The 24938-nt window shown below is 60.6% G+C and carries 23 protein-coding genes; 13 read left to right on the top strand and 10 right to left on the bottom strand.

Annotated elements, in window-relative coordinates:
* Positions 1–122: 122 nt before the first annotated feature.
* The 6 genes from ACP15V_RS12540 (at position 123) to ACP15V_RS12565 (ending at position 5358) form a co-directional block, all read left to right on the top strand.
* On the top strand, positions 123–443 hold the full coding sequence (locus tag ACP15V_RS12540) for a DUF2849 domain-containing protein (RefSeq protein ID WP_424944041.1): 321 nt from the start codon (positions 123–125) through the stop codon (positions 441–443).
* Positions 436–2100 (top strand): nitrite/sulfite reductase, encoded by a 1665-nt coding sequence (locus ACP15V_RS12545; protein ID WP_424944042.1) that lies wholly within the window; start codon positions 436–438, stop codon positions 2098–2100. The genes ACP15V_RS12540 and ACP15V_RS12545 overlap by 8 nt, the downstream gene beginning before the upstream one ends.
* Positions 2090–2830: a phosphoadenylyl-sulfate reductase gene (locus tag ACP15V_RS12550; protein WP_424944043.1), complete on the top strand. Its 741-nt coding sequence runs from the start codon at positions 2090–2092 to the stop codon at positions 2828–2830. Before ACP15V_RS12545 ends, ACP15V_RS12550 begins: the two co-directional genes overlap by 11 nt.
* On the top strand, positions 2827–3243 hold the full coding sequence (locus ACP15V_RS12555; RefSeq protein ID WP_424944044.1) for a DUF934 domain-containing protein: 417 nt from the start codon (positions 2827–2829) through the stop codon (positions 3241–3243). The genes ACP15V_RS12550 and ACP15V_RS12555 overlap by 4 nt, the downstream gene beginning before the upstream one ends.
* Before the next feature lie 72 nt (positions 3244–3315).
* Complete coding sequence (locus ACP15V_RS12560; protein ID WP_424944045.1) at positions 3316–4170, top strand: ferredoxin--NADP reductase; 855 nt, start codon at positions 3316–3318, stop codon at positions 4168–4170.
* 171 nt (positions 4171–4341) lie between these two features.
* On the top strand, positions 4342–5358 hold the full coding sequence (locus ACP15V_RS12565; protein WP_424944046.1) for a hypothetical protein: 1017 nt from the start codon (positions 4342–4344) through the stop codon (positions 5356–5358).
* A 78-nt stretch (positions 5359–5436) separates the two neighbouring features.
* Here the strand turns inward: ACP15V_RS12565 and ACP15V_RS12570 are convergent, their stop codons facing one another.
* The 5 genes from ACP15V_RS12570 to cdd all read right to left on the bottom strand — a co-directional run bounded on the left by ACP15V_RS12570 (position 5437) and on the right by cdd (position 9997).
* Positions 5437–6552 carry a hypothetical protein gene (locus ACP15V_RS12570; RefSeq protein WP_424944047.1) on the bottom strand — a complete coding sequence of 372 codons (1116 nt, stop codon included), beginning with the start codon at positions 6550–6552 and terminating at the stop codon, positions 5437–5439.
* A 227-nt stretch (positions 6553–6779) separates the two neighbouring features.
* Entirely contained in the window at positions 6780–7412 is a 633-nt protein-coding gene (upp, locus tag ACP15V_RS12575) for a uracil phosphoribosyltransferase (protein ID WP_424944048.1), read from the bottom strand.
* Positions 7405–8397: an adenosine deaminase gene (locus ACP15V_RS12580; RefSeq protein ID WP_424944049.1), complete on the bottom strand. Its 993-nt coding sequence runs from the start codon at positions 8395–8397 to the stop codon at positions 7405–7407. The genes upp and ACP15V_RS12580 overlap by 8 nt, the downstream gene beginning before the upstream one ends.
* Positions 8394–9608, bottom strand: coding sequence for a phosphopentomutase (locus ACP15V_RS12585; RefSeq protein WP_424944050.1), 1215 nt, complete (start codon positions 9606–9608; stop codon positions 8394–8396). The genes ACP15V_RS12580 and ACP15V_RS12585 overlap by 4 nt, the downstream gene beginning before the upstream one ends.
* Positions 9605–9997: a cytidine deaminase gene (cdd, locus tag ACP15V_RS12590; protein WP_424944051.1), complete on the bottom strand. Its 393-nt coding sequence runs from the start codon at positions 9995–9997 to the stop codon at positions 9605–9607. The genes ACP15V_RS12585 and cdd overlap by 4 nt, the downstream gene beginning before the upstream one ends.
* A gap of 249 nt (positions 9998–10246) precedes the next feature.
* Here cdd and ACP15V_RS12595 point away from each other — a divergent pair, with 249 nt between their 5' ends.
* The 3 genes from ACP15V_RS12595 (at position 10247) to ACP15V_RS12605 (ending at position 16419) form a co-directional block, all read left to right on the top strand.
* The gene (locus ACP15V_RS12595; RefSeq protein ID WP_424944052.1) at positions 10247–12520 is read left to right on the top strand and encodes an NADP-dependent malic enzyme; all 2274 of its coding nucleotides are present in this window, start codon (positions 10247–10249) and stop codon (positions 12518–12520) included.
* Between the two features lie 313 nt (positions 12521–12833).
* Positions 12834–14726: a propionyl-CoA synthetase gene (locus tag ACP15V_RS12600; RefSeq protein WP_424944053.1), complete on the top strand. Its 1893-nt coding sequence runs from the start codon at positions 12834–12836 to the stop codon at positions 14724–14726.
* A gap of 139 nt (positions 14727–14865) precedes the next feature.
* Entirely contained in the window at positions 14866–16419 is a 1554-nt protein-coding gene (locus tag ACP15V_RS12605) for a sigma-54-dependent transcriptional regulator (RefSeq protein ID WP_424944054.1), read from the top strand.
* Between the two features lie 28 nt (positions 16420–16447).
* Here the strand turns inward: ACP15V_RS12605 and ACP15V_RS12610 are convergent, their stop codons facing one another.
* Positions 16448–17281 carry a DMT family transporter gene (locus tag ACP15V_RS12610; RefSeq protein WP_424944055.1) on the bottom strand — a complete coding sequence of 278 codons (834 nt, stop codon included), beginning with the start codon at positions 17279–17281 and terminating at the stop codon, positions 16448–16450.
* 216 nt (positions 17282–17497) lie between these two features.
* Positions 17498–18259 carry an NAD kinase gene (locus ACP15V_RS12615; protein ID WP_424944056.1) on the bottom strand — a complete coding sequence of 254 codons (762 nt, stop codon included), beginning with the start codon at positions 18257–18259 and terminating at the stop codon, positions 17498–17500.
* Between the two features lie 179 nt (positions 18260–18438).
* Here ACP15V_RS12615 and glyA point away from each other — a divergent pair, with 179 nt between their 5' ends.
* Positions 18439–19731, top strand: a complete 1293-nt coding sequence (gene glyA, locus ACP15V_RS12620; RefSeq protein ID WP_424944057.1) for a serine hydroxymethyltransferase — start codon at positions 18439–18441, stop codon at positions 19729–19731.
* A 313-nt stretch (positions 19732–20044) separates the two neighbouring features.
* Complete coding sequence (locus ACP15V_RS12625) at positions 20045–20527, top strand: hypothetical protein (protein ID WP_424944058.1); 483 nt, start codon at positions 20045–20047, stop codon at positions 20525–20527.
* A gap of 376 nt (positions 20528–20903) precedes the next feature.
* Here the strand turns inward: ACP15V_RS12625 and ACP15V_RS12630 are convergent, their stop codons facing one another.
* Positions 20904–21803 (bottom strand): hypothetical protein, encoded by a 900-nt coding sequence (locus ACP15V_RS12630; protein ID WP_424944059.1) that lies wholly within the window; start codon positions 21801–21803, stop codon positions 20904–20906.
* A 126-nt stretch (positions 21804–21929) separates the two neighbouring features.
* On the opposite strand from ACP15V_RS12630, the gene ACP15V_RS12635 reads away from it, so the two are divergent.
* Entirely contained in the window at positions 21930–22817 is an 888-nt protein-coding gene (locus tag ACP15V_RS12635) for a DUF817 domain-containing protein (protein WP_424944060.1), read from the top strand.
* Here ACP15V_RS12635 and ACP15V_RS12640 read toward each other — a convergent pair.
* A complete protein-coding gene (locus ACP15V_RS12640) occupies positions 22756–23118 on the bottom strand; it encodes a hypothetical protein (RefSeq protein WP_424944061.1) in 363 nt (120 codons plus the stop codon). The genes ACP15V_RS12635 and ACP15V_RS12640 overlap by 62 nt on opposite strands.
* A gap of 100 nt (positions 23119–23218) precedes the next feature.
* Between ACP15V_RS12640 and ACP15V_RS12645 the strand changes: the two genes are divergently transcribed.
* On the top strand, positions 23219–23983 hold the full coding sequence (locus ACP15V_RS12645; RefSeq protein WP_424944062.1) for an alpha/beta fold hydrolase: 765 nt from the start codon (positions 23219–23221) through the stop codon (positions 23981–23983).
* A 308-nt stretch (positions 23984–24291) separates the two neighbouring features.
* Here ACP15V_RS12645 and ACP15V_RS12650 read toward each other — a convergent pair whose 3' ends face one another.
* A complete protein-coding gene (locus ACP15V_RS12650; protein ID WP_424944063.1) occupies positions 24292–24603 on the bottom strand; it encodes an ETC complex I subunit in 312 nt (103 codons plus the stop codon).
* Positions 24604–24938: the final 335 nt, after the last annotated feature.

The following is a 24938-nucleotide window of genomic DNA, read 5'->3' on the forward strand; positions in this document are numbered from 1 at the left end:
TCAGGTCAGGCGTTCCAAGCGGCGCCTAAAGGGGAACAATTTTCCTTATCTACCGCCGGTGAGTGCCAATTACAGGGAAAATGTCCTATATAACCCCGGAATGCAATAGGAAAGGACTGGCCATGCCGCGCCCGTTTACACCCAAAATCGTGACCGCAAATGATCTTGTGACCGGGGATGTGATTTATCTTGCCGAGGACGGAAGCTGGGTGCGCGAGATGTGTATGGCCGCTTTCCTGGACACCGAAGAGGCCGCAAACGCGCGTCTTTTTGAGGCGGAAACCCAACCGCATATCGCCGTTGGCCCCTATTTGGCTGACGCGAAGCTGGGCGCAAACGGCCCGGAACCCACCCATTTCCGCGAAGCGTTCCGGGCAAAAGGCCCGTCGAACCGGCTTCACGGCAAACAGGAACGCCAGCACGAGGTGCACGCCAATGTATGATTACGCTGATTTCGACGACGCTTTTGTCCGCAACCGCACCGCCCAGTTCCGCAAACAGGTGGAACGCCGGGTCTCGGGCGCGCTGACCGAGGATGAGTTCAAGCCGCTGCGCCTGATGAACGGCGTCTATCTGCAGCTTCATGCCTATATGCTGCGGGTCGCCATCCCCTATGGCACGCTGAACCCGGACCAGATGCGCCAGCTGGCCTATCTGGCCGAGCGGTTCGACAAGGGCTATGGCCATTTCACCACCCGCCAGAACATCCAATACAACTGGCCGCACCTGACCGACATTCCCGACATGCTGGAGGCGCTGGCGGACGTGCGCATGCACGCGATCCAGACCTCGGGCAACACCATTCGTAACGTGACCGCGGATCATTTCGCGGGTGCGGCGGCGGATGAGATCGAAGATCCGCGTCCCACGGCCGAGCTCATCCGCCAATGGTCCACCGATCACCCGGAGTTTCAGTTCCTGCCGCGCAAGTTCAAGCTGGCGGTGACCGGGTCCAAGGAAGATCGCGCTGTGACCAAGGCGCATGATGTGGGCATCCGCATTGTCGAACGGGACGGCGAGGTCGGCTATGAAATCATTGTTGGCGGTGGCCTTGGCCGCACCCCGGTCATCGGCCAGGTGCTCAATGATTTCCTGCCGCGCGAAGACCTGCTGCCCTATCTTGAGGCGATCGTCAGCGTCTACAACACGCTGGGCCGCCGCGACAACAAGTATAAGGCGCGCATCAAGATCACCACAATGGAAAACGGGATCGACAAGATCCGCGAACTGGTCGACGCGCGGTTTGCGCAGATCCGCCCGCTGTTTTCCGGTGTGGACCAGGACCATTTCGCCCGCATCAAAGCAGGCTTCCCGGCCCCGTCGCTGAAATCAGCAGACACCGGTGCCTATGACGCGGCTTATGCGACCGATCCGGGCTTCCGCAGCTTTGCCGACACCAACCTGTCGGCACACCGTGATGCGGATCATGCGATTGTGACCATTTCGCTCAAGGCCCACGGCGAGACACCGGGCGATGCGACCGCAGAACAGATGCGGGTGATTGCCGATCTGGCACAGGATTTCGGCTATGGTGACATTCGCATCAGCCACGAGCAGAACGTGATCCTGCCGCATATCCACAAATCGGACCTGCCGAAGATCTACGCCACCCTGCGCGCCCATGGTCTGGCCACCGCCAACGCCGGTCTGGTGTCCGATATCATCGCCTGCCCCGGCATGGATTACTGCGCGCTGGCCACGGCCCGCGCCATTCCGGTCGCGCAAAACATCGCGGAACGCTTTGACGCGCTGAAGCTGGAACATGACATCGGGCCGATCAAGCTGAAGATCTCGGGCTGCATCAATGCCTGCGGGCATCACCACCTGGGCCATATCGGCATTCTGGGTCTGGATCGCGCGGGTGTTGAAAACTACCAGATCACCCTTGGTGGCGATGGTGGGGCCGACACGGTGATCGGCAAACGCGCCGGGCCGGGGTTTTCCTATGACCAGATTGTGCCGGCGATTGAGCGTATCCTCTTGGCCTATCTCGACCTGCGCGAAAGCCCGGACGAGACCTTCCTTGAGGCCTTCCGCCGTCTGGGCGACGCGCCGTTCAAGGCGGCGCTTTATCCGGAGGACAAAAGCCATGCCGCTTGAAGCCCCCCTCGCCCCGCTGGAAGAACGTGTCGCGGATCTGAACGCACGCTATAAACATCATTCGGCCACCCAGGTGGTGCGCGATGCGCTGGCTGCGCCGGAAATCGGCCCGCTGGCCATGGTGTCGAGCTTTGGTGCGGAAAGCGTTGTGCTTTTGCACATGGTGGCGCTGGCCGACCGTTCGACCCCGGTGATCTTTCTGGACACGCAGATGCTGTTTCAGGAGACGCTGGAGTATCAGGTGGAGGTCAGCGAAAAGCTGGGCCTGACCGATGTGCGGGTGATCCACCCGGATGCCGATCAGGTGTTCAAACGTGACCCGGACAATATCCTGCATCTGGCCGATACCGATGCCTGCTGCGCGCTGCGTAAGGTCGAACCGCTGGCCAATGCAATTGCACCGTTTGACGGCTGGATCACCGGGCGCAAACGGTTTCAGGGTGGCAAACGCGTGGACCTGCAGTTTTTCGAGATCGAAGATGGTCGGATCAAGGTGAACCCGCTGGCCCATTGGGCGCCGGACGACGTGCAGGAATATATGATCAACAACCGCCTGCCCCGCCATCCGCTGGTTGGGCGCGGCTTCCCGTCGATCGGCTGTGCTCCGTGCACATCCCCGGTGAAACCCGGCGAAGACCCGCGGGCAGGTCGCTGGCGCGGGGCGGAAAAAACGGAATGCGGCATCCACTTTGTGGATGGCAAGATGGTCAGAGTTGGAGCAAGCCAATGACTGTAATTGTACGTGATACGGGGTTCGCCCCGGACGATTGGGCGCATGGCTTTGCCAGCGTGGACGAACGCGCCGCCAATGACACGCGGGGGCTGGATCTGACATCCGACACCGATCCGGCGGATCTGGGCAAACTGATGTTGAATGTCGACGCGATCCGCATTGATTTCCCGTCTTTTGCAGATGGTCGCGGCTTTACCCTGGCCCGTCGCTTGCGCGACCTTGGCTTTCAGGGGCGTCTGCGCGCCAAGGGCCACGTGATTTCAGACCAATACGCCATGGCCCGTCGGTCCGGCTTTGACGAGGTGGAAATCTCGGACGAGCTGGCCCAGCGCCAGCCGGAAGAGGACTGGGTCTATCGCGCCGATTGGCGGGCCTATGACTATAGGTCGCGCCTGATGGGCACTGCGTAAGCCTAGACCCCTTCCCCTACAGACCATATATAGCAACATGAAAGGCCGGGGCGCGCTGCCCCGGTAAAGCTCATGAATGAAGTGACCGCCGTAATGGATGCCCCAACCAAAGTAAAAGCCGTGCCCACCCTGCCTGATGCGCAGACCGTGACCGAGGTGAAACATTATACCGACCGCCTGTTCAGCTTCCGCTGCACGCGTCCGGCGTCGCTTCGCTTCCGGTCTGGCGAGTTCGTAATGATTGGCTTGATGGGCGACCCGGACCCGAAAACCGGCAAGCAAAAGCCGCTTCTGCGCGCCTATTCGATTGCCTCGCCCAGCTGGGATGAGGAGATGGAGTTTTACTCGATCAAAGTGCAGGACGGCCCGCTGACCTCGAAACTGCAACACATTCAGCCCGGCGACGAGGTGATCTTGCGCCCGAAACCCGTGGGCACCCTGGTGCATGATGCGCTCATTCCCGGCAAGCGGATCTGGTTCTTTGCCACCGGCACCGGCTTTGCGCCCTTTGCCTCGCTTCTGCGTGAACCGCAGACCTATGAGGATTACGACGAGGTGATCATCACCCATACCTGCCGCGAAGTGGGGGAACTGACCTATGGGCGCGACCTGATCGAGGCGCTGAAAGACGATGAACTTCTGAACGAGGTGATCGGCGAAGGCTTCTGGAAGAAGATCAAATACTACCCGACCACCACCCGTGAAGAGAGCCCCAAGATGGGCCGCATCACCGACCTGATGCGCTCGGGCGAGGCGTTCAAGGATCTGGGCGTGGAGCCGATCTGCCCGAAAAACGACCGCGCGATGATCTGCGGCAACCTGGCCTTCAACCTGGAACTCAAGGAAATGCTTGAGGAATACGGGCTGACCGAAGGGGCGAACTCCAAGCCCGCCGAATACGTGGTTGAGAAGGCGTTTTTAGACTGAGCCTAAGGCATCACCAATCAGACCAAGGGACGGCCTCGCGCCGTCCCTTTTTCTTTGCGACTTTCATTGCAACGCGGCTTCTTCGTATTTCGCCACTCCCCAATCGACAAACCCCACAAGCGGGGCTATTCTTTTTGCAATGATAACAACCAAGAGCAGCCCCGTCCCATTATGACGGCCCTCACGAAATACGACCGGCTGGAAGCGCCGGGTGTGTGGTGTGCCTCGCCCGGGGCGCAGCGGGTGAATGTTATTGTCTCGCTGGGCGAGGCATCCCTGACCATTTCCGACATGTCCGACACGGCGCTGACCCATTGGTCGCTGGCCGCCGTGCGGCGGATCAACCCCGGCGAACGCCCGGCGCGGTTTGCGCCGTCAGACGAAGTGTTCGAAGAGCTGGAAATGGATGATGACACCATGATCCAGGGCATCGAGCGGGTGCGTAAAACGGTGGAAAAACGCCGCCGCACACCCGGCCGCCTGCGTCACCTGATCGGCGGCGCGGTCTTGTCCGCTCTGGTTCTGGGCGGGATCTTTTGGCTGCCGGATGCGCTGCGCAGCTATACCGCCACCGTGGTGGGCACCTCGACCCGCGATGCCATTGGTCAGAGGATCCTCAATCGTATCGGGCGCATTGCCGGCAAGCAATGTGACGGCGTGCTGGCGCGGTCATCACTGGAAGCATTGGGGCGGCGCGTCTTGGGCGCCAACGCCCCGCGTCTGATTGTGCTGTCGGGCGGCGTGCAGGCCGCCACCCACCTGCCCGGCAATATCACCCTGATCAATCGCGCCCTGATCGAAGATTACGAGGAACCGGATGTGGTGGCCGGGTTTATCCTGGCCGAAGACGAGCGCCGCAAACAAATTGACCCGATGCTGGCCCTGCTCACCCAATCCGGGCTGGTGGCGACCGCACAGCTTTTGACCACGGGTGCCCTGCCCAATGAGGTGATCGACAGCTATGCCGAATGGCTGTTAACCTCGCCCCCCGCGCCACTGACCGCCGAGGCGCTTTTGCCGCGCTTTGCCGAGGCCGGGCTGCGATCGACCCCCTATGCCTATGCGCTGGATCTGACCGGGGAACGCACCCTGACCCTGATCGAAGCGGACCCGGTGCCGCTGGCGGCGGCCACACCGCTTTTGTCAGACGGCGATTGGGTGCAGTTGCAGGGGATTTGCGGCGAATAGCCCCTCTGCGCACACAAAAACACCCCGCGAACCCGCGAGGTGCATTGCATCATCCTGACATCAACTGCTTGACCGGGGTCAGTCCGGCAACTGTACACCCAAGAGCCGGCGTGGCGTGCCCTCGGACCAGATTTGGGCGGTTTGCCGGTCGCCACCAATGGTGCGCACGCCGCGCATCGGGTTCAGACGCCCATCGGTCCAGGCCGGACGATAGCCTTTGGGCACCTGCACCGGCATGTTCAGCGCCACATAGGTTTGCGGTGCAATCACGGTTGCGGCCGGCAGGGTGGATTTATCCAGATCCCGCCCGCGCACCACGCGATAGCTGCGCGCGGGGCTGCCATTGCCTTGCGGCACGGATACGGTTTGCCCCGGCAGGCCGGTGGCATCCGACAGTTTCTGCCCCTGTGGTGCCGCGGCTTTGGACGGGTGCGGTATGGTCACAACGCGGGTGCGCTGGCCATTGCCATGATCCACCACATAAGACACCGGCGTGCTTTGCCCGGCGCTGCAACGGATCGGAACCTGCGTGCCATTCATCATCACCGGACGTACCTTACCACTGACCGGGCAGCTGACACGCACGGTGCGTGACACTTTTCCGCTGTCGGGCACAATCCGCGCCACGGGCGCGGGACCCGGATTGGCAACCGGGGCCACGCTTGTGTACCGCTCGGACCACGCGGGCGGCGGGGCGCTGCGCGGCGGCAGGGCCGGGTTCAGCTGATCGGCATTGCCAAAGGCGATGCGCGGCGGCAGGGCGGGGCCGGGTTGCGCGGGGCGCGCAAGGGTCGGCGCCACGGTCACGCGGGTGGAGCGAGGTTGTCCGCGCACGGGGGCGGGTTGGGCGACGGTCACGCGAGGCGAAACACTGCGCGGCTGCACGGTTGCAACCGGCGCGGGCTGCGGTGCAACTTGCGGCACTTTCGCCACGACCGAAGGGCTGGCGGCGCCGCTGGGCCGTGCCCCGCAGACCACCTGGCGCTTGCGCGTCACACGCGGCACCCAGGTGGTTTTGCCTGAAAATCCGGCGCGAATGTAAATACATCCGCGGCTGTCCACATAGGTATCCCCTTTGTAGCCCGCAGGCGGATTTTCGGCAGGTCGCCCGGCCTGTTTCAGGCTCAGCGCCTCTGCACCTGTTGCGGATAGTCCTGCGAGAAGGGCCATTATGGCCACGGTTTTTTTAAACATGCTCTTGTGCCCCCACACAAAATATTGTGGTCCAGAATGAAGGATACCCCCACGCAAGTAAAGGGATAATCCACAGACCACCACAGGCGCTGTGGATAATTTATATGAAATTCTGTGTGTCTTTTGAGGGGGGTAGATTAAAGCCCCCAAAGCAAAGGGCTTTCCGCTGTGGCGTGCCCCGGATCCGGGGCAGCGCCTTTTTGCCGATGGGCGCGGGGCGGCCCGGGTTACTTGGTGCCGAACATCCGGTCGCCCGCATCGCCCAAACCGGGCACGATATAGCCTTTTTCATTCAGCTTTTCGTCAAGCGACGCAGTGATGATCGGCACATCCGGGTGCGCCTCTTTCATCCGCGCCACGCCTTCGGGCGCGGCCAGCAGGCAGAGGAACCGGATGTCCTTGGCGCCCGCTTTTTTCAGCATGTCAATCGCCGCGACCGAGCTGTTGCCGGTGGCCAGCATCGGATCCACCGCAATCACCAGACGTTCATCCATGTGGTCCGGCACCTTGAAGTAATACTCCACCGGCTCCAGCGTTTCTTCGTCGCGGTAAAGCCCAACAAACCCCACCCGGGCCGAGGGGATCAGCTCCAACACCCCATCCAACAGACCATTGCCCGCGCGCAGGATCGACACCAGCGCCAGCTTGCGCCCCGCAAGCGTCGGCGCGTCCATCTCTTGCATCGGCGTGGTGATGGTTTTAGACGTCATCGGCAATTCGCGGGTGATCTCATAGGCCAGAAGCTGGCTGATCTCGCGCAGAAGCTGGCGAAAGACGCTGGTCGGCGTGCCCTCTTCGCGCATCAAGGTCAGCTTGTGTTGCACCAACGGGTGATCAACGACGGTCAGGTGGTCATACATCTTTTGGCTCCAGCAGCTTGGCGATGCGCGCCTTGGTCTCTGCGTCACAGAAGGCGCCATCCAAAGCCACGCGATTGAGGTCAGCAAAATCGCTTTCATCCCAGCCGAAGACCCGGTTCAGATCCTCGTATTCCTGTGACATCGTGGTGCGGAAGAAGGGCGGATCATCGGTGGATACTGTGACCTTTACCCCCCTCTCGCGCAGCTTGGCAATGGGGTGATTTTCCAGACGGTCAAAAACACCAAGGAAGACGTTCGACCCGGGGCAGACCTCCAGCGTGATCTCGTCCTCTGCCAGCCGGTCGACCAGCGCCCGGTCTTCGATCGCGCGCACGCCGTGACCAATCCGGGTGACTTTCAGCGCATCGAGCGCCTCGCGGATTTCCTCGGGCCCGTTCCATTCACCCGCATGGGTGGTCAGGTGCAGACCGGCCTCGCGCGCCATGTCATAGGCGTATTTGAAATCGGACTGGCTGCCCGCTTTCTCGTCCCCGCCCATGCCAAAGCCGACAATCCAGTCGCCTGCGGTTTCCTGGGCGCATTTGGCGGTTTCAACCGCAACTTCTCCGCCGAAGTGACGGATGCAGGTGACAATGCCGCGCAGGGTGATGCCGAAATCACGTTCGGCCTGATCCGCCGCATCCTTGATCGCGGCCAGATACTCCTTGAACGCGGCCACATCCCGCCCGCCACAGAAATCAGGCGAGATGAAGCTTTCCGCGTAGACCACACCCTCTTTGGCGCTTTCCTCAAGAATGGCGAGCGTCAGGCGGCGAAAATCCTCGGGGCTTTGCAGAACCGAGGTCGCGGCCTCGTAGACCTCAAGAAAATGCCAGAAATCGCGATAGGCATAGCCGCCATCCGGGGTGAAAATGCCCGAGATATCGACATTCTTCTCTTTCGCCAGCCCACGGATAAAGGCGGGCGGGGCCGCGCCTTCGTGGTGCATGTGCAGTTCAACTTTGGGAAGGGTTTGGAAGCTCATAGGAAACTCTCTCCGGCGCCGCGTTCCGCCAGCCCCAGATGGGCGGCGATGGAGGCACCAATGTCAGAAAAACCACGGATGCCGATGTCTTTGGCACCAAGCCCGGCCCCAATCACCGGCACCCGTTCGCGGGTGTGATCGGTGCCAATCCAGGTCGGGTCATTGCCGTGGTCAGCGGTAAAGATGATCAGGTCGCCCTCGCGCAGTTTGTCAAGCAGGCGCGGCACTTGACTGTCGAACCATTCCAGCGCGCTGGCATAGCCAGACACATTGCGGCGATGGCCGAAAAGCGCGTCAAACTCGACAAAATTGGCAAAGACCAGATCGCCGTCCTCGGCCGTATCAAAGCTCTCGACCAGATGCTCCATCAGATCGCGGTCCGCACCTTTTTTCAGCGTGTCGATGCCGCGATGGGCAAAGATATCGCCGATCTTGCCAATGGCGTGGGTTGTGCCGCCCGCGGCCCCCACCCAGTCACACAGGGTCGGGCTGGGCGGCGTGATCGCAAAATCGCGCCGGTTGGTGGTGCGGGTAAACGCGCCCGCGCCCGTACCGACGAAGGGGCGCGCAATCACCCGCCCCACATTCATCTTGTGCACCATCGGCGCGATGTCTTCACAAAGCGTCACCAGTCGCTCAAGCCCAAATGTCTCTTCATGGGCGGCGATCTGCACCACGCTGTCGACCGAAGTGTAAACGATCGGCTGCCCCGTGCGCATGTGTTCTTCGCCCAACGCATCCAGAATGGCGGTGCCCGAGGCGTGCCGGTCGCCCAACACCGCGTCCACGCCCGCGAGGCGACAGATCTCGGCCGTCAGGTCGGCGGGGAAGGTCGGGACCGTGTCGGGGAAATAGCCCCAGTCCCACGGCACCGGCACACCGGCGATTTCCCAATGGCCCGATGGGGTGTCCTTGCCGGACGAGATTTCCTGAGCCGCGCCCCAAAGCCCGGTCGGCGTCCCGCCCAGCCCGGGCATGTCGTCGCCCGAGGCAATCTTGACCGCCGCCGACAGGCCCAGCGCATCGAGGTTGGGCATTTTCAACGGGCCGGAGCGCCCCTCTTCGGCCAACCCGTCGGCGCAGTGCTGCGCGATATGGGCCAGCGTGTTTGACCCGGTGTCGGGCACGGTTTTTTCGTTGAAGAACTGATCCGCATCGGGCGCGCCACCGCAGCCCACGGAATCCATCACCACCAGAAATGCGCGGGTCATGAGTTTTCCATATGTTCGTTGGTGAAAGCCCCGGGCAACAGCTCGGCCATGGTCATGGTCATCGCCTTGCCGTCGGTGGTGGTCATGGTGATCTGCACGTCGCCGTCTGAGAACTCCGCCAGTTTCTGACGACACCCGCCGCAGGGCGTGACCGGCAGCGGCGCGTCGGCGATCACCAGAACCTCGGCAATCTCGCGCTCGCCCGCCGCACACATCGCGGCTATCGCGCCCGCCTCGGCGCAGGTGCCTTCGGGATAGGCCACGTTTTCCACGTTGCAGCCGGAAAAGATGGTGCCGGATTTGGTGCGCAGCGCGGCACCGACCTTGAAATTTGAATACGGCGCATGGGCGTTTTCCCGCACCTCTGTGGCAGCCTCAAGCAACGGCATGAGTCCCTCCGTTTTGATCAATTGAACAAACTTGCCGCGCAGGGAAACCAGATGCAAGCGCAAAGCACGTTTGCGCAAACATTGACGGCCGGTTTTCGCCACCTTGCGATTTCGCCCTGACAATGCGACAGATTAGATAGGAATTGCGACTTGATTGCCGGGCACTTCTCCTTATAGTGCAGGCAAATTTGGCGGATGGTTTAAAGTTAAACAATCCACCTGGATCGACGAAATAGGACGGAGGACTCGATGAGCGACAACAATTATTCGCGCAAGCGTGCGTTGGATTATCATGAGTTCCCGAAACCCGGAAAGCTCGAAATTCAGGCCACCAAACCCATGGCCAACGGGCGTGACCTGGCCCTGGCCTATTCTCCCGGTGTGGCTGAGGCCAGCACCGAGATTGCAAAAGATCCAACAGCGGCAAGCCGTTACACGGCGCGCGGCAACCTTGTGGCGGTGGTGACCAACGGGTCTGCGGTGTTGGGGCTGGGCAATATCGGCGCGCTTGCCTCGAAACCCGTGATGGAAGGCAAGGCGGTTCTTTTCAAGAAGTTCGCCAATATCGATTGCTTTGATATCGAGTTGAATGAAAGCGACCCGGAAAAGCTCGCCGATATCATCTGCGCGATGGAACCCAGCTTTGGTGCGATCAACCTCGAAGACATCAAGGCCCCCGATTGTTTTATCGTTGAACAAATTTGCCGCGAGCGGATGAACATTCCGGTCTTTCACGACGACCAGCACGGCACCGCCATTGTGGTGGGCGCTGCGGCCACCAACGCTTTGCAGGTGGTGGGGAAGAAATTCTCCGAAATCAAAGTGGTCTCGACCGGCGGGGGCGCGGCTGGGATCGCCTGTCTGAACATGCTCTTGAAGCTGGGCGTCAAACGCGAAAATGTCTGGCTGTGCGATATCGAGGGGCTGGTTTACGAGGGCCGCGAAAAGGATATGACGCCACAAAAGGCGGAGTATGCGCAGGGCAGCACCCCGGCCACGCTGAGCGAGGTCATCGAAGGCGCGGATCTGTTCCTTGGTCTGTCTGGCCCTGGCGTGCTGAAGCCCGAAATGGTCTCCAGGATGGCGGACAAACCCATCGTTTTTGCGCTGGCCAACCCCACGCCGGAAATCATGCCGGACGAGGTGCGCAAAGTGGCGCCGGATGCGATCATCGCCACCGGGCGCAGCGATTTTCCCAATCAGGTCAACAATGTGCTGTGTTTCCCGTTCATCTTCCGCGGTGCGCTGGATGTGGGCGCGACCGAGATCAATGACGCGATGCAGCTGGGCTGTATCGAGGGCATTGCAGAATTGGCCCGCGCCACCACATCCGCCGAAGCGGCCGCCGCTTATAAGGGCGAACAGCTGTCCTTTGGCGCCGATTACCTGATCCCGAAACCTTTTGATCCCCGTCTGATGGGGGTTGTCGCCAGCGCGGTGGCCAAAGCGGCCATGGAAAGCGGTGTGGCGACGCGGCCCGTCGAAGACCTGGAAGGCTACAAGGCCAAGCTTGATGAGAGTGTGTTCCGCTCGGCCTTGATTATGCGTCCGGTCTTCGAGGCCGCAAGTAAAGCGAACCGCAAGATCGTGTTTGCCGAGGGCGAGGATGAACGCGTGCTGCGCGCCGCCCAGGCGATGATCGAGGAAACCACCGATGTGCCGGTGCTGATCGGCCGGCCCGACGTGATTGCCCGGCGCGCGGAACGGGCGGGCCTGGCGATCCAACCGGGGCGTGATTTTGCGATTGTGAACCCGGAACGGGATGACCGCTATCGTGACTATTGGGGCAGCTATCACAAGATCATGGCCCGTCAGGGCGTCACCCCCGACCTTGCCAAGGCGATCCTGCGCACCAACACCACCGCGATCGGCGCGATCATGGTGCACCGCGAAGAGGCCCACAGCCTGATCTGCGGCACCTTCGGCCAGTATCAATGGCACCTCAATTACATCAACCAGATCCTTGGCCGCGACGGGTTGCACCCGGTTGGCGCGCTCAGCCTGATGATCTTGCAGGACGGCCCCCTGTTCATTGCGGACACCCATGTGCACACGCAACCCACGCCAGAACAGCTTGCTGAAACGGTGATTGGGGCAGCCCGCCATGTGCGCCGTTTTGGGGTCGAACCGAAGATCTCGCTTTGTTCGTATTCGCAGTTTGGCAATCATGGCTGCGACAGCGGAACACGGGCGCGGGCTGCCCTCAATATCCTGGACAGTGCCCCGCGTGACTTTGCCTATGAGGGCGAGATGCATGTGGACGCGGCGCTGGACGCCGACGTGCGCGCGCACATCTTCCCCGAGGCCCGGTTTGACGGCCCCGCGAATGTGCTGGTGTTCACCAACGCGGATGCGGCAAGTGCCGTGCGCAACACGCTGAAGGTCAAGGGCGGTGGGTTGGAGGTTGGTCCGATCCTGATGGGCATGGGCAACCGCGCCCATATCGTGACCCCTTCGATCACCGCGCGGGGCCTGTTGAACATGTCGGCCATCGCGGGCACGCCGGTCGCCGAATACGGCTGATCAACACAGCTGAAACGCCACGTCACGGGCTGGCAAAGGGGGCGGATGCCCCCTTTTCTTTTGCGCGCAATCCGGTCAGAACTTATCCGAATCTGATCCGCAAAGTTTTGCACGATTGACTTTGCAATTTTGCAAAACAGGTGATTTTTTCAAACCGAGCGCATATTTTCAGTGGGTTTGCAAAATTTGCAGGCCATTTTCCGCCAATCTGCAAAGCCCATGCGAAAATTGGACGCGTCTGGCCCATCGGCGCTTGCCCTGACGGCACGGGGCGGACTAACTCCTTCCTCAGGGATTTAGGAGGATATGCATCATGGCATATAAAGACGTTTACGCCGCCTGGCAGGCCAACCCGGAAGCCTTCTGGATGGAGGCCGCCCAGGCGATCGACTGGGACAAGGCGCCATCGAAAGCTCTGAACGACGAGAACGCACCGATTTACGAATGGTTCGCGGACGGGATGGTCAACACCTGCTGGAACGCGGTGGACCGTCACGTGGACAATGGCCGCGCCGATCAGGTGGCGATCATCTATGACAGCCCGATCACTGGCCGCCAGTCGAAGCTGACCTATGCCGAGCTGAAGGACCGTGTGGCCAAGGTCGCCGGTGCTCTGGTGGCCAAGGGCGTGACCAAAGGCGATCGTGTGATCATCTATATGCCGATGGTGGCCGAAGCGCTGATTGCCATGCTGGCCGTGACCCGCATTGGCGCGGTGCATTCGGTGGTGTTTGGCGGTTTTGCGTCAAACGAGCTGGCGGTGCGGATTGACGATGCGACCCCAAAGGCGATCATCGCCGCCTCCTGCGGGTTGGAACCGAACCGCGTGGTGGCCTACAAGCCGTTGCTGGACGGGGCCATCGACCTGGCAGACCACAAGCCGGACTTCACCCTGATCCTGCAACGCGAAGAGCACCCGGCGGACCTGATCCACGGTCGCGATTTCGATTGGGCCACGGAAGAAGCCGCAGCCGCGCCTGCCGATTGTGTGCCGGTTGAAGGCAACCACCCCGCCTATATCCTGTATACCTCCGGCACCACTGGCCAGCCGAAAGGCGTGATCCGTCACACCGGCGGGCATCTGGTGGCGCTGAACTGGACCATGAAAAACCTTTACAACGTGGATCCCGGCGACGTGTTCTGGGCCGCGTCCGACGTGGGCTGGGTTGTGGGCCATTCCTACATCACCTACGGGCCGCTGGTGCATGGCAACACCACCATCGTTTTCGAAGGCAAACCGGTGGGCACGCCCGATGCGGGCACCTTCTGGCGGGTGATTTCCGAGCATAACGTAAAGTCCTTCTTCACCGCGCCGACCGCTTTCCGCGCCGTGAAACGCGAAGACCCCAAAGGCGATTTTGTCAAGAAATACGACCTTTCCTGCCTGAAACAGGTGTACCTGGCCGGTGAACGCGCCGACCCTGACACCATTGTCTGGGCCCAAGAACAGCTGCAGGTGCCGGTGATTGACCACTGGTGGCAGACCGAAACCGGCTATGCGATTGCCGCAAACCCCTTGGGGATCGAAGAACTGCCGGTCAAACTTGGCTCGCCGTCCGTGCCGATGCCGGGCTTTGATGTGCAGATCCTGGACGAGGGCGGGCACGAGATGCCGGCCGGCGAGCTGGGCGCCATTGCGATCAAACTGCCCCTGCCCCCGGGCACCCTGCCCACCCTTTGGAACGCGGAAGAGCGGTACAAATCCAGCTATCTCACCACCTTCCCCGGCTATTACGAAACGGGTGACGCGGGTTACAAGGATGAAGACGGTTACGTCTACATCATGGCGCGCACCGATGACGTGATCAACGTGGCCGGTCACCGCCTGTCGACCGGCGCGATGGAAGAGGTCCTGGCCAGCCACCCCGACGTGGCCGAGTGCGCCGTGATCGGCGTGACCGACCAGCTGAAAGGCCAACTGCCGCTGGGCATGATCTGCCTGAACGCAGGGGCCAATCGCGACCATGCCGAGGTCAGCGCCGAATGCGTGAAACTGGTGCGCGAAAAGATTGGTCCGGTGGCCGCGTTCAAACTGTGCATCGTGGTGGACCGCCTGCCCAAGACGCGTTCGGGCAAGATCCTGCGCGCGACCATGGTGTCGATTGCCGATGGCAAGAATTACAAGATGCCCGCAACCATCGATGACCCGGCCATCCTAGACGAGATCACCGACGCACTGGCGGAGATTGGATATACGAAAGCATAGGCTTTCTTTACAATTCTAACTAAAAACACCTCCAAATTCTATTTGGGGGTGTTTTTTTCAACAGGTTGGACAAGTATAAAATTATACTCAACTTTTTCGTGCGCCCGGCGCTGCCACATCACCGAATGACGGACCCTACGTGACCCGTAAAGATTTAGTAAATCAGGACAAGTTGACCCCCGCGGAACCGACCGCCGCAGAGGGGGATTTTGTGGCCCTTGTTTTGCAGGATCCGGACCAGGAAAACGATTTGCCAGCGTTGGTATTTCACGAGGCCCGCTGCGTGCCGGTTTACGCCACATGCCTGGACGACGCGCTGGACCAACTGAACCGTTCCGCCCCTGATCTGATCTTTATGCCCTTGCAACTAAATGGAAATGACACTCTTTCTTTTCTGGCCCAATGCAAGGCCGTGCCATCGGCACCAAATGTCATCGTGACCGCCAAAAATGATCAGATCAACGATGCCGCCGACGCCATGCATCAAGGCGCGTTTGATTGCCTGTTTCAGCCCTTCAACCACACGCGCCTGGCACAGGTTATTCGCGACAGCCTCGCCCACCGGCCAACCCGGTCCGGTGCGCGTGCGCAATTTGTGCAATCGACGCAGACCGAACCGATGCCGTTTCCGGCGCAGTTGCCACCTGCCAGCAACATGACCAAGAGCCCAATTGCAAGCGACGAACAACCGTCTTCGCCCGCGCCTACACCAACAGCAAAGCCCCAATCGGACATGACCGAGGTCACGTTGCTTGGCGATCACCCCAGCTTCCGATCGGCCATGCAACGGCTTGAAAGTGTTGCAAATTCCACAGCGCCGGTGTTCTTGCAGGGAGAGGTCGGCACAGGAAAAGAACGGTGCGCCCGCGCCGTTCACGACCTGTCAGGTCGCCCCGCAGACCGCTTTGTAGTGGTCGACTGCGCCGCCCTGCACCCCGATACGGTGGCCAGCGAGATATTTGGTCATGACAAGGGTGGCTCGGCCAGCTCTTCACGCGGAAAATCCGGGGCCGCGCAGCGCGCTGACGGGGGAACATTGTATCTCGATGAGATTGCCAATCTCGACCCGAAAGTCCAACGCCAGCTGGTCCGCTTTCTGCGCTCGGGGCAAATCCGCCCGCTGGGCGCACCTCAACCCCGAAATACCGACATCCGCATCATCAGCGCCAGTTCACATGACCCCATGGCCCTGATCAACAGCGGCGAGTTGCTGAAAGAGCTTTATTATCAACTACATGTGGCGACGATCCACCTCCCTCCCCTCAAGGATAGAGGAGAGGATGTCACCATCCTCGCCGACTATTTCCTGTCCCTTTATGTCAAGGCCGAGGGGGCCGGGTTCACTGGCTTCACCCCCGACGCACTGGCGATTTTGCGCGCGCATAGCTGGCCTGGAAATGTGCATGAACTGAAGAACGTGATCTGGAATGCGGTGTTGCAACATGATGGCAACAAGGTGACCCGCGATATGCTGCCCGAGGGGTTGGGATCGGCGGAGTGTCAGGGCTCTGCCCCCGCAACGACCGGGCTTCAGCGCGTTGATAGTTTTGGCGGGAAAAGCCTGGCAGAGATTGAACAGATGGTGATCGAAGAGGCAATCCGCGCCCATGATGGATCGGTTCCCAAAGCCGCCCGCACCTTGGGCGTATCGCCGTCAACCATCTATCGCAAGCGTGAAAACTGGCAATCTTAAACGCAATAATACCATTAACATCAACGCATTAACGCTCTTTCGAAAAGACCCCCACGGTGATCCCGACCAAAACCAGACCCGCCGATAACAGCGATTGCAGGGCAAGAACCTCGCCCAACAACACCACTCCAAGCCCAATGGCAATCACCGGGACAGACAGCTGCGCCAGGGCCGCGCGGGTGGCACCGAGCCCGGGCAAAACCGCATACCACAGCGCATAGCCAAGCCCCGATGTGACCGCGCCGGAGAGAATGGCAAGCCACAGGCCGCCAGCCGACGGCGGTGCGGTGGTCTCGGTGAACAACAGCCCCAGCGCCACGAAGGGCGTGGCGTAGATGAAATTCCAGCAGGTGGCGGCCAGAGGATCGGCACTCTTCCTGCCGATCAGCGAGTAAACACCCCAGCCAATCGCCGCGATGGACATGGGCATAAAACCATTGAATGTCAAGTGGATAGCGTCAGAGGGCCAGAGCAGGAAAGCAAGTCCCGCAAGGGCCATTCCGGCCCCGACCCAGCGCGGCCAACCGGGCGCTTCGCCGCCTCGCAGCGCGCCTGCGAACATGGTGATCTGCACGCCGCCAAACAGGATCAGCGCCCCCAGCCCGGCATCCATATCCTGATAGGCAAAAGAGAAGCCAAGCAGATAGGCCACCAACCCCAATACCGCATAAATATCAATAGGTTGAGCTTTGAACACCCCGCGCAACGCCACCAGTGCGGCAAGCACCACGGCACCTGACAGCACCCTGATCAGCGCAAAGATTACCGGATCCATAGCCGCCTCGGCAATCGCGGCGCGGTTCAGGATCGAATTGGCGGCAAAGGCCAACATGGTCACGGCGGTGAGGGCAAAAAGGCGCATGAGATCTCCGGAGTCCTTCCCCTTCATGTCGTGTCGTCCTGCCCCGGCCAAGCGGGAACCGTGCGGGATCACGCGAATGTGCGAAACTTGTAAGTCTTCAAAGCCCTGCGCGCAGAAACTTGTAAGTTTTCCGCCTTGAAAACGCGAAAGTTTAAAGTTTTTGACGCCCAAACCGTCGGGGGTCGCGACGCGCGGCGCGTGCCCCCGGGGGTCGGGTCAGACAAATTGTTCGCGGATCAGGCGTTCTTCCAACCCGTGACCGGGGTCAAACAGGATGCGATGTTTGATGTCACCCGCGGACCGGATTTCGACCGAGATCACATTTTCCACCTGACGACTGTCCGCATCCGCCATCACCGGGCGTTTGTCCGCCTGCAACACGTCGAACCGCACGGTCGCCCCTTTCGGCAACAGTGCCCCGCGCCAGCGCCGGGGGCGGAAGGCGGCCATCGCGGTGAGCGCCAGCACGTCAGAGCCAATCGGCAGGATCGGCCCGTGCGCCGAGTAGTTATAGGCGGTGGAGCCTGCGGGGGTGCACAAAAGCGCGCCGTCACAGACCAGTTCATCCAGCCGCACCCGACCATCCACGCTGATCTGCAATTTCGCCGCCTGCGGACCGGCGCGCAGCAGGCTGACCTCGTTGATCGCCAGCGCCTTGTGGGTCTGCCCGCCCGCATCCACCGCGGTCATGATCAGCGGGTTGATCACCTCTTCTTCCGCCGCGATCAGCCGATCCACCAGCCCGTCGGGGTTATATTCGTTCATCAGAAAGCCAACCGTGCCGCAATTCATACCGTAGACCGGCGCGGCCAGATCCTGGGTGTCATGTAAGGTCTGCAACATGAACCCGTCGCCGCCCAGCGCCACGATCACATCCGCCTTGTCCGGCGCGGTTTGGCCGTAGCGGGCCACCAATTCCTCATGTGCGACCTGCGCGACCTGGGCCTCGCTGGCGAGGAAAGCGATTCTCTGGCTCATTGGGGTTTCCCTTCCTGTCCCTCGTTTCCGAAAGAACCACAAGTTTCGCGAAAGTGCCAGACATGGCGCGTCTTTCCGGTTCTAGGTCGCATTCTGCCCCTTGCCCCCCGGTTTGTTTCCGATAGGAAATACGCAACACAAGTTAATCACCCAAGTCTTGCATCGGAGGATGAACGCGCATGACTGATACCCGTGACACCGGCTTTTTCACAGAGGCCCTTGCCACCCGCGACCCGGAGCTGTGGGGCGCGATCACCAACGAGCTGGGCCGTCAGCGCGACGAGATCGAACTGATCGCATCCGAGAACATCGTGTCCGCCGCGGTGATGGAAGCGCAGGGCAGCGTTCTGACCAACAAATACGCCGAAGGCTATCCGGGGCGTCGCTATTATGGCGGGTGCCAGTATGTGGACGTGGCCGAGAACCTGGCGATTGACCGCGCGAAGGAACTGTTTGGCTGTGAATTTGCCAACGTGCAGCCGAACTCGGGCTCGCAGGCGAACCAGGGTGTGTTCCAGGCGCTGATCAAGCCGGGCGACACCATTTTGGGCATGGACCTGTCGGCCGGTGGCCACCTGACCCATGGCGCACGTCCGAACCAGTCGGGCAAGTGGTTCAACGCCGTGCATTACGGTGTGCGCCGCGAGGACAGCCTGATCGATTATGACCAGATCCAGGCGCTGGCGAGTGAACATAAACCCGCCCTGATCATTGCCGGTGGCTCGGCCATTCCGCGCCAGATTGATTTCGCCAAGTTCCGCGAGATTGCAGATTCGGTTGGCGCCTACCTGATGGTCGACATGGCCCATATCGCTGGCCTGATTGCGGCGGGCGAACACCCCTCGCCCTTCCCGCACGCCCATGTGGCCACCACCACCACCCACAAGACCCTGCGCGGTCCGCGCGGTGGGATGATCGTGACCAATGACGCGGATATCGCCAAGAAAGTGAACTCGGCCATCTTCCCGGGCATTCAGGGCGGTCCGCTGATGCATGTGATCGCCGGTAAGGCCGCGGCCTTTGGCGAGGCGCTGAAGCCCGAATTCAAAGCCTATCAGAAACAGGTGCGCGCAAACGCCGTGGCGCTGGCCGATCAGCTGGTCAAAGGCGGCCTCGACATTGTGTCGGGCGGCACCGACACCCACCTGATGCTGGTCGATCTGCGCCCGAAAGGCGTGACCGGCGACATCGTGGACGCGGCCCTTGGCCGTGCGCATATCACCACCAACAAAAACGGCATCCCGTTTGACCCGGAAAAACCCACTGTGACCTCGGGCATCCGCCTGGGCACGCCGGCGGGCACCACCCGTGGCTTTGGCGAGGCCGAGTTCCGCGAGATCGGGGATCTGATCATCGAAGTGGTCGACGGTCTGGCCGCCAATGGTGCGGACGGGAATGAGGCCGTGGAAGAGGCTGTGCGCGGCAAGGTCGCCGACCTCTGCGCCCGCTTCCCGCTCTATCCGAACCTGTAAGCCCTTTTCTTTTAAAGAAAAGGGAGCGGAGTTTTGCAAAACTCCGTCAGCGAGACACAAAAAAGCCCCGCCAGATGGTGGGGCTTTATTTTGCGCGGTGCCCGCCCGGTTGGGGGCCTCACCCTGTGCTGTCGTGCGTCCCGCCCACCTGCGCGCAGCATTCTGCCGATGCGGCCGCAAGATCCGGCATGGCCCCGCCGACCCTGGAAAAAGCTGGAACACAGGGCGCAGTTTGGCTTTAAACACTCGATGCAACAAAACAGGAGCATGACACATGCAGTAAAAAGGTCTTTTCACCGCAAGCGCGATTGCGATGGTTTTGGCAGCCGGGTCCGCCACCGCCCAACAGGCCTCGGCCAGCTTCAGCGATCTTGACGCAAACGGGGACCTTGACGCAAACGGGGACCTTGACGCAAACGGGGACAAGGTCATTGACTATGCAGAAGCCGAAGCCACGTTTGGCAAGCGGGGCGCAGATGGTTTGTTTCGCAATGACGCCAATGATGATGGCGTGCTGAGTGTCAGCGAGTTGATTGATGGCGGCAACGCCGTGGACGCAGATGGCAACGTTATGGATGATGACGGCAACGTCGTCGAAGGGGCGAGCAGCGAGGTGGAATACGAAGACCTCGACAACGGCCACGGCAACGATCCGGACGGGTTTGACGAAGACAACCCGGGCAAAGGCCACGACCGGGACAACGGCGAGCGCGGCGGCGGTAACGGCGGCGGAAATGGCGGCGGCAAAGGCGGCGGCAACGGTGGTGGAAATGGCGGCGGCAAAGGCCGCAACTGATCCGCGCCACCTCTGCGCCAAGCCCTAAGTGTGATCCCTTCGCTGTCATCGCAGCCAAGGGATGTCACGCGGCGGGCCGGTCTGTGTCCCAACATGACCGGCCCGCACCTTTCGCGACGATCGCGCTTCCCGCGCGCGCATGGACGCGCCACCTCGCCCCCCGGTTCGCTGATCCGCACCTCGAACCTGTGGCGCGAGTACCCTCTTTTGCCACCCCTATTTTCGGGCTACTCCAAAGGGATGAACACGCCTTCATCCTCAACCCGCGACACAGAAAATTCCCTCGGCCAATGAATGCGCGCGCGCCTGCCAGGGTGGGCGTTCTAAGCCGGCGCAGGTCGGACCGGATCCGTCCCCCAAGCTTAAGAAAACAAGCTTATGAAAAGGTGACAAACGGCAAGTTGCGGATTGTCTGAACATCTTCGGCATAGCGGTCTTGCAGTTCCGCCCGATCTGCATCGGAAAAGGCCGCGACCGGCTCTGCGTCCGTGTCATCCGCATATCGTGCCTTGATGTCTTCGATCTGGGCCCGAGAGAGTTCTTCGCCATTGTGGAACGCCCGCTGGATCTCGCGGCAGGCGGCGTTTGAGGCACTGACATTGCGAAGCCCCTGGGGGCCCAGCCAGCCATCATGGGGCAAAGCCGGAAACAGAGTGTGCAACAATTTCAGATACCCCGGCCGGTCCTCGAAACGCAGCACTTGCACGTTGTCAACTTTGGTGGCGTCGCGAATATCCTGAATGACATCAACCCATCCCCGGTTCATGGTCATCATGTCATCACGATAGTGATGGAAGGGATCAATGGCCCGAAACTCGACCCGCTTGCGGAAAACGGATTCGAAGAAACTGTCATAGCTTCGCACCACAAACAGCACCTTGCGGATCGGTTTTGTCTGCCTGCTGGCAAAGAATTTCAACCGCTTGTCGACAATCGGGTAGATGTCAGGCGACATCAACGTGTTGATTGTTCCGGGCAGGTTTTCTTCCGACACCAGGGACACCCGTCTGCGATCAAGACTGTTGTCTTCAATCTGCTCATCCAGCCAGACCCGGTGTTGATCCAAGTTATTTTTGCGGAAATGACGTTTGTCCGGCAGGCGCAGTTTTAGGCCACTGTTCAGATTTCCATCCCGGTTTGACACGGCCACATTCACGCCGTGATCGTCCAATCGCCCGGCATTCATGCTGAGAAACTCTTGGAAACTGCCAGTGCCGGTGCGATGTGCGCCAAGGTGCAGATAAAGCCCGCGCTTTTCCAGATGTCTGCTAATCATCGCTCAGTCTTCTTTTAATCGGTTTCTCTGAAAAAATCGCCTGAAGGGTTTTCTTTTGATCTAAGACCTACGAAAACAAACGGGAAACTTCAATCTTATTCAGGCCAGATCCACGAGAGCGCCCAAATGATCCACACCACCCGCGACACGGAACGTTCCCTTGGCCAGTGGATGCGCGCGCGCCTGCCTTATGGCGTCGCGGAGTTTGTGATGTTTGTCTTGAAACAGGGCTGGGCGGCGCTGTTTGGCGGGCTGATGCTGATCGGCATTATGCTTTCCAAGGCGATCTGGCAGCCGGATTGGGCGCTGGCCCGTTATGACGCTTTGGTCATTTACGCCGTGGTGCTGCAGGCCGGCTTCCTCTGGCTGAAACTCGAAAGCTGGGCCGAGGCGCGGGTGATCCTGCTCTTCCACCTCACCGGCACGATCATGGAGATCTTCAAGATCCAGATGGGCAGCTGGGCCTACCCGGAACCGGGGCTACTCAAATTCATGGGCGTGCCGCTCTTCTCCGGTTTCATGTATGCCAGCGTCGGCAGCTATATGGCGCGGGTCATTCGAATTTTTGACATGCGGTTCACGCCCTTCCCGCCGCTTTGGGCGCATTTTGCGCTGGCCGCTGCGATTTACCTGAACTTCTTCACCCATCACTGGATCTGGGACATGCGGTGGGTGCTGATGGGGCTGACGGTGATCTTGTTCATCCGCACCCGGATCTGGTTTCGCATCGGTCGGTTTTACTGGATGCCCCTGCCGCTCGCCGCGTTTTTCTCAAGCTTTTTCCTGTGGATCGCGGAAAATGTCGGCACGCGGTCGGGCACTTGGGTTTATGCGGGCACCAAGGCGATCGATTGGGCGTCGCTGGCGAAAATGGGCAGCTGGTATCTGCTTCTTTACGTGAGCTTCGCCACGGTCACGCTGGTCTATCGGCAGGCCCTGGGCGGCGCGCGCCCTATAGAAACCCCTGCCAGTGCAGAAGCCACAGACACAGACCCGCGACCAGAAGCAGGCTGAAGGCCAGCCCGGCGGCCCAGTTCACCACAATGCCTATGCGCCGGTCCCAGGGGTCCACATCCAACAGATGATCTTCAACGATCTTGACCGCACGGGCCAGACGCTCCACCTCGACCTGGCGCGACAGATGCGGGTGGTCCATCATTGGCAGGGCCGAGATCAAAAGCGCAGCCTCGCGGCGCACATGGCGTGGCAACAGGCGGCCCGCGCGACGGATCTTGGTGGCGAAATCCGCCCCCCGAATGTCCAGCCGTTCTTCCATCATCTGCGCCAGACGCGCGGTTTGCATGTGCAGATCCATGCTCAAATCTCTTTCCCTGGCCACAAGCGGCCCTGAATACCCGCGCGCACCCTACGCTTTGGGGGTTCATCCCACAAGCCCGCTGCGGTAACTGTCGGCTATGTTGAATATGCAGACATTTGGCGATGACACCGCCCACCCGCCCATCCTGATTGCCCATGGCCTGTTTGGATCAGGCCGCAACTGGGGGGTGATCGCAAAACGCCTGGCCAAATCGCGCCGCGTGGTCACGGTGGACATGCGCAACCACGGGGGCAGCCCCTGGTCAGACAGCCATGAATATGCCGACCTGGCCGCGGATCTGGCCGAGGTGATTGGGGCCATTGGCGGACAGGCTGATGTGATTGGCCATTCGATGGGTGGCAAGGCGGCGATGGTGCTGGCGCTGAGCCATCCCGAAATGCTGCGCCGGTTGATTGTCGCGGATATTGCGCCCGTGGGGTACGGCCACAGCCAGACCCCATTGATCGAGGCGATGCGCGGGTTGGACCTGTCACAGGTTGCGCTGCGATCCGACGCGGACCAGTTGCTGTCCGATACGGTCGACGACCCGTCAGTGCGCGCCTTCCTGCTGCAATCGCTCGATGTGGCGGGCAAGGCGTGGCGGCTCAATCTTGATGTGCTGCAGGCCGAGATGGACAAGATCGTGGGCTTCCCCGATGTGACCGGATCCTTTGACGGCCCCACCCTGTTTTTGGCCGGGGCCGCGTCGGATTACGTGCGCCCCGAGCATCGCCCGCTGATCAAGGCGCTGTTTCCAAATGCCCGCCAGGCCAAGATCCCCGGTGCCGGCCATTGGCTGCACGCCGAAAAACCGCGCGAATTTGAGGCCGCCGCCGGTCTGTTTCTGTCTGCGCCGTCCTAAAGCGTTTCGGTTTTAACCTGACACAGGGGAACACCGAAACGCCGTAAGAGATATCAATGTCATGGGCGTTTCGGCGCAAACATGTGTCTCAAGTGTATCCCGAAACGCTTTAATCGACAGCCGGCCCGCGTCTCATGCCGCAGGCCCGGACTGGATCTTCTCTTTTCCTCTTGCCCCAAATACCTCGGAGCGCGAGGCAGAGCCTCGCTCCCCTCTTTCCAGACACGCCAACGTTCAAACAAAAACGCCTCCCGAACCGGAAGGCGCTGTCATGTCGTCACATATGCAGGGCTTAACGCATCCGGGGATCAGTGTGTCCACGGCCCGCGACGATTGGTGGCAAAGTTCTCGCCATAGCCGCCCGGGCGCACATTCGGCGCGCGTTTCTGCGGCTCGTGCACCACGGCGTCAATACCGTTGTCCTTGGCAAAATCCAGCGCGGCTTCTTTGGTGTCGAACTTCAGCTTCACCTGGCTTTGCGTGTCATCCGACCCGGTCCAGCCCATCAGCGGATCAATCTCACGCGGTGCATCCGGCGCATATTCCAGAACCCAGACCTTGGTTTTGCCAAGCCCCGAAGACATGGCGTTGCGGGCAGGTTGATAGATACGGGCGCGCATGGCTGTCCTCCTGAAACTGTGCGCCTTCTTATCCCCAAACGGGACGTGCATTTCAAGCCGCAATTGCAAAGGATTGGCGCAACACGGCGCACCAATTCCCTTCACCTGTTCACGATTTGGCTTTTCGGTGGGGGGCAAGAGTGGCTGCCGGCAACAACGAGGGAGCGAGGGGTGGGGTGGGTGTATCGTTGTCGCCGGCAGACCGTTCTGCTGCTTGCATGATCAGACTAAGCGCTAAGTTGAGCCCTTGGCAAGGGGCAAAAACACTTTTAGTTGAGTTTTTTGCAATTTTTTTCGCTTTTTGCGTTAGTAATTTCTTTACGTTTTCAAAGGAT

Origin of the sequence: Aliiroseovarius crassostreae (assembly GCF_049803815.1) — a bacterium.
Taxonomy (GTDB): domain Bacteria; phylum Pseudomonadota; class Alphaproteobacteria; order Rhodobacterales; family Rhodobacteraceae; genus Aliiroseovarius; species Aliiroseovarius crassostreae_A.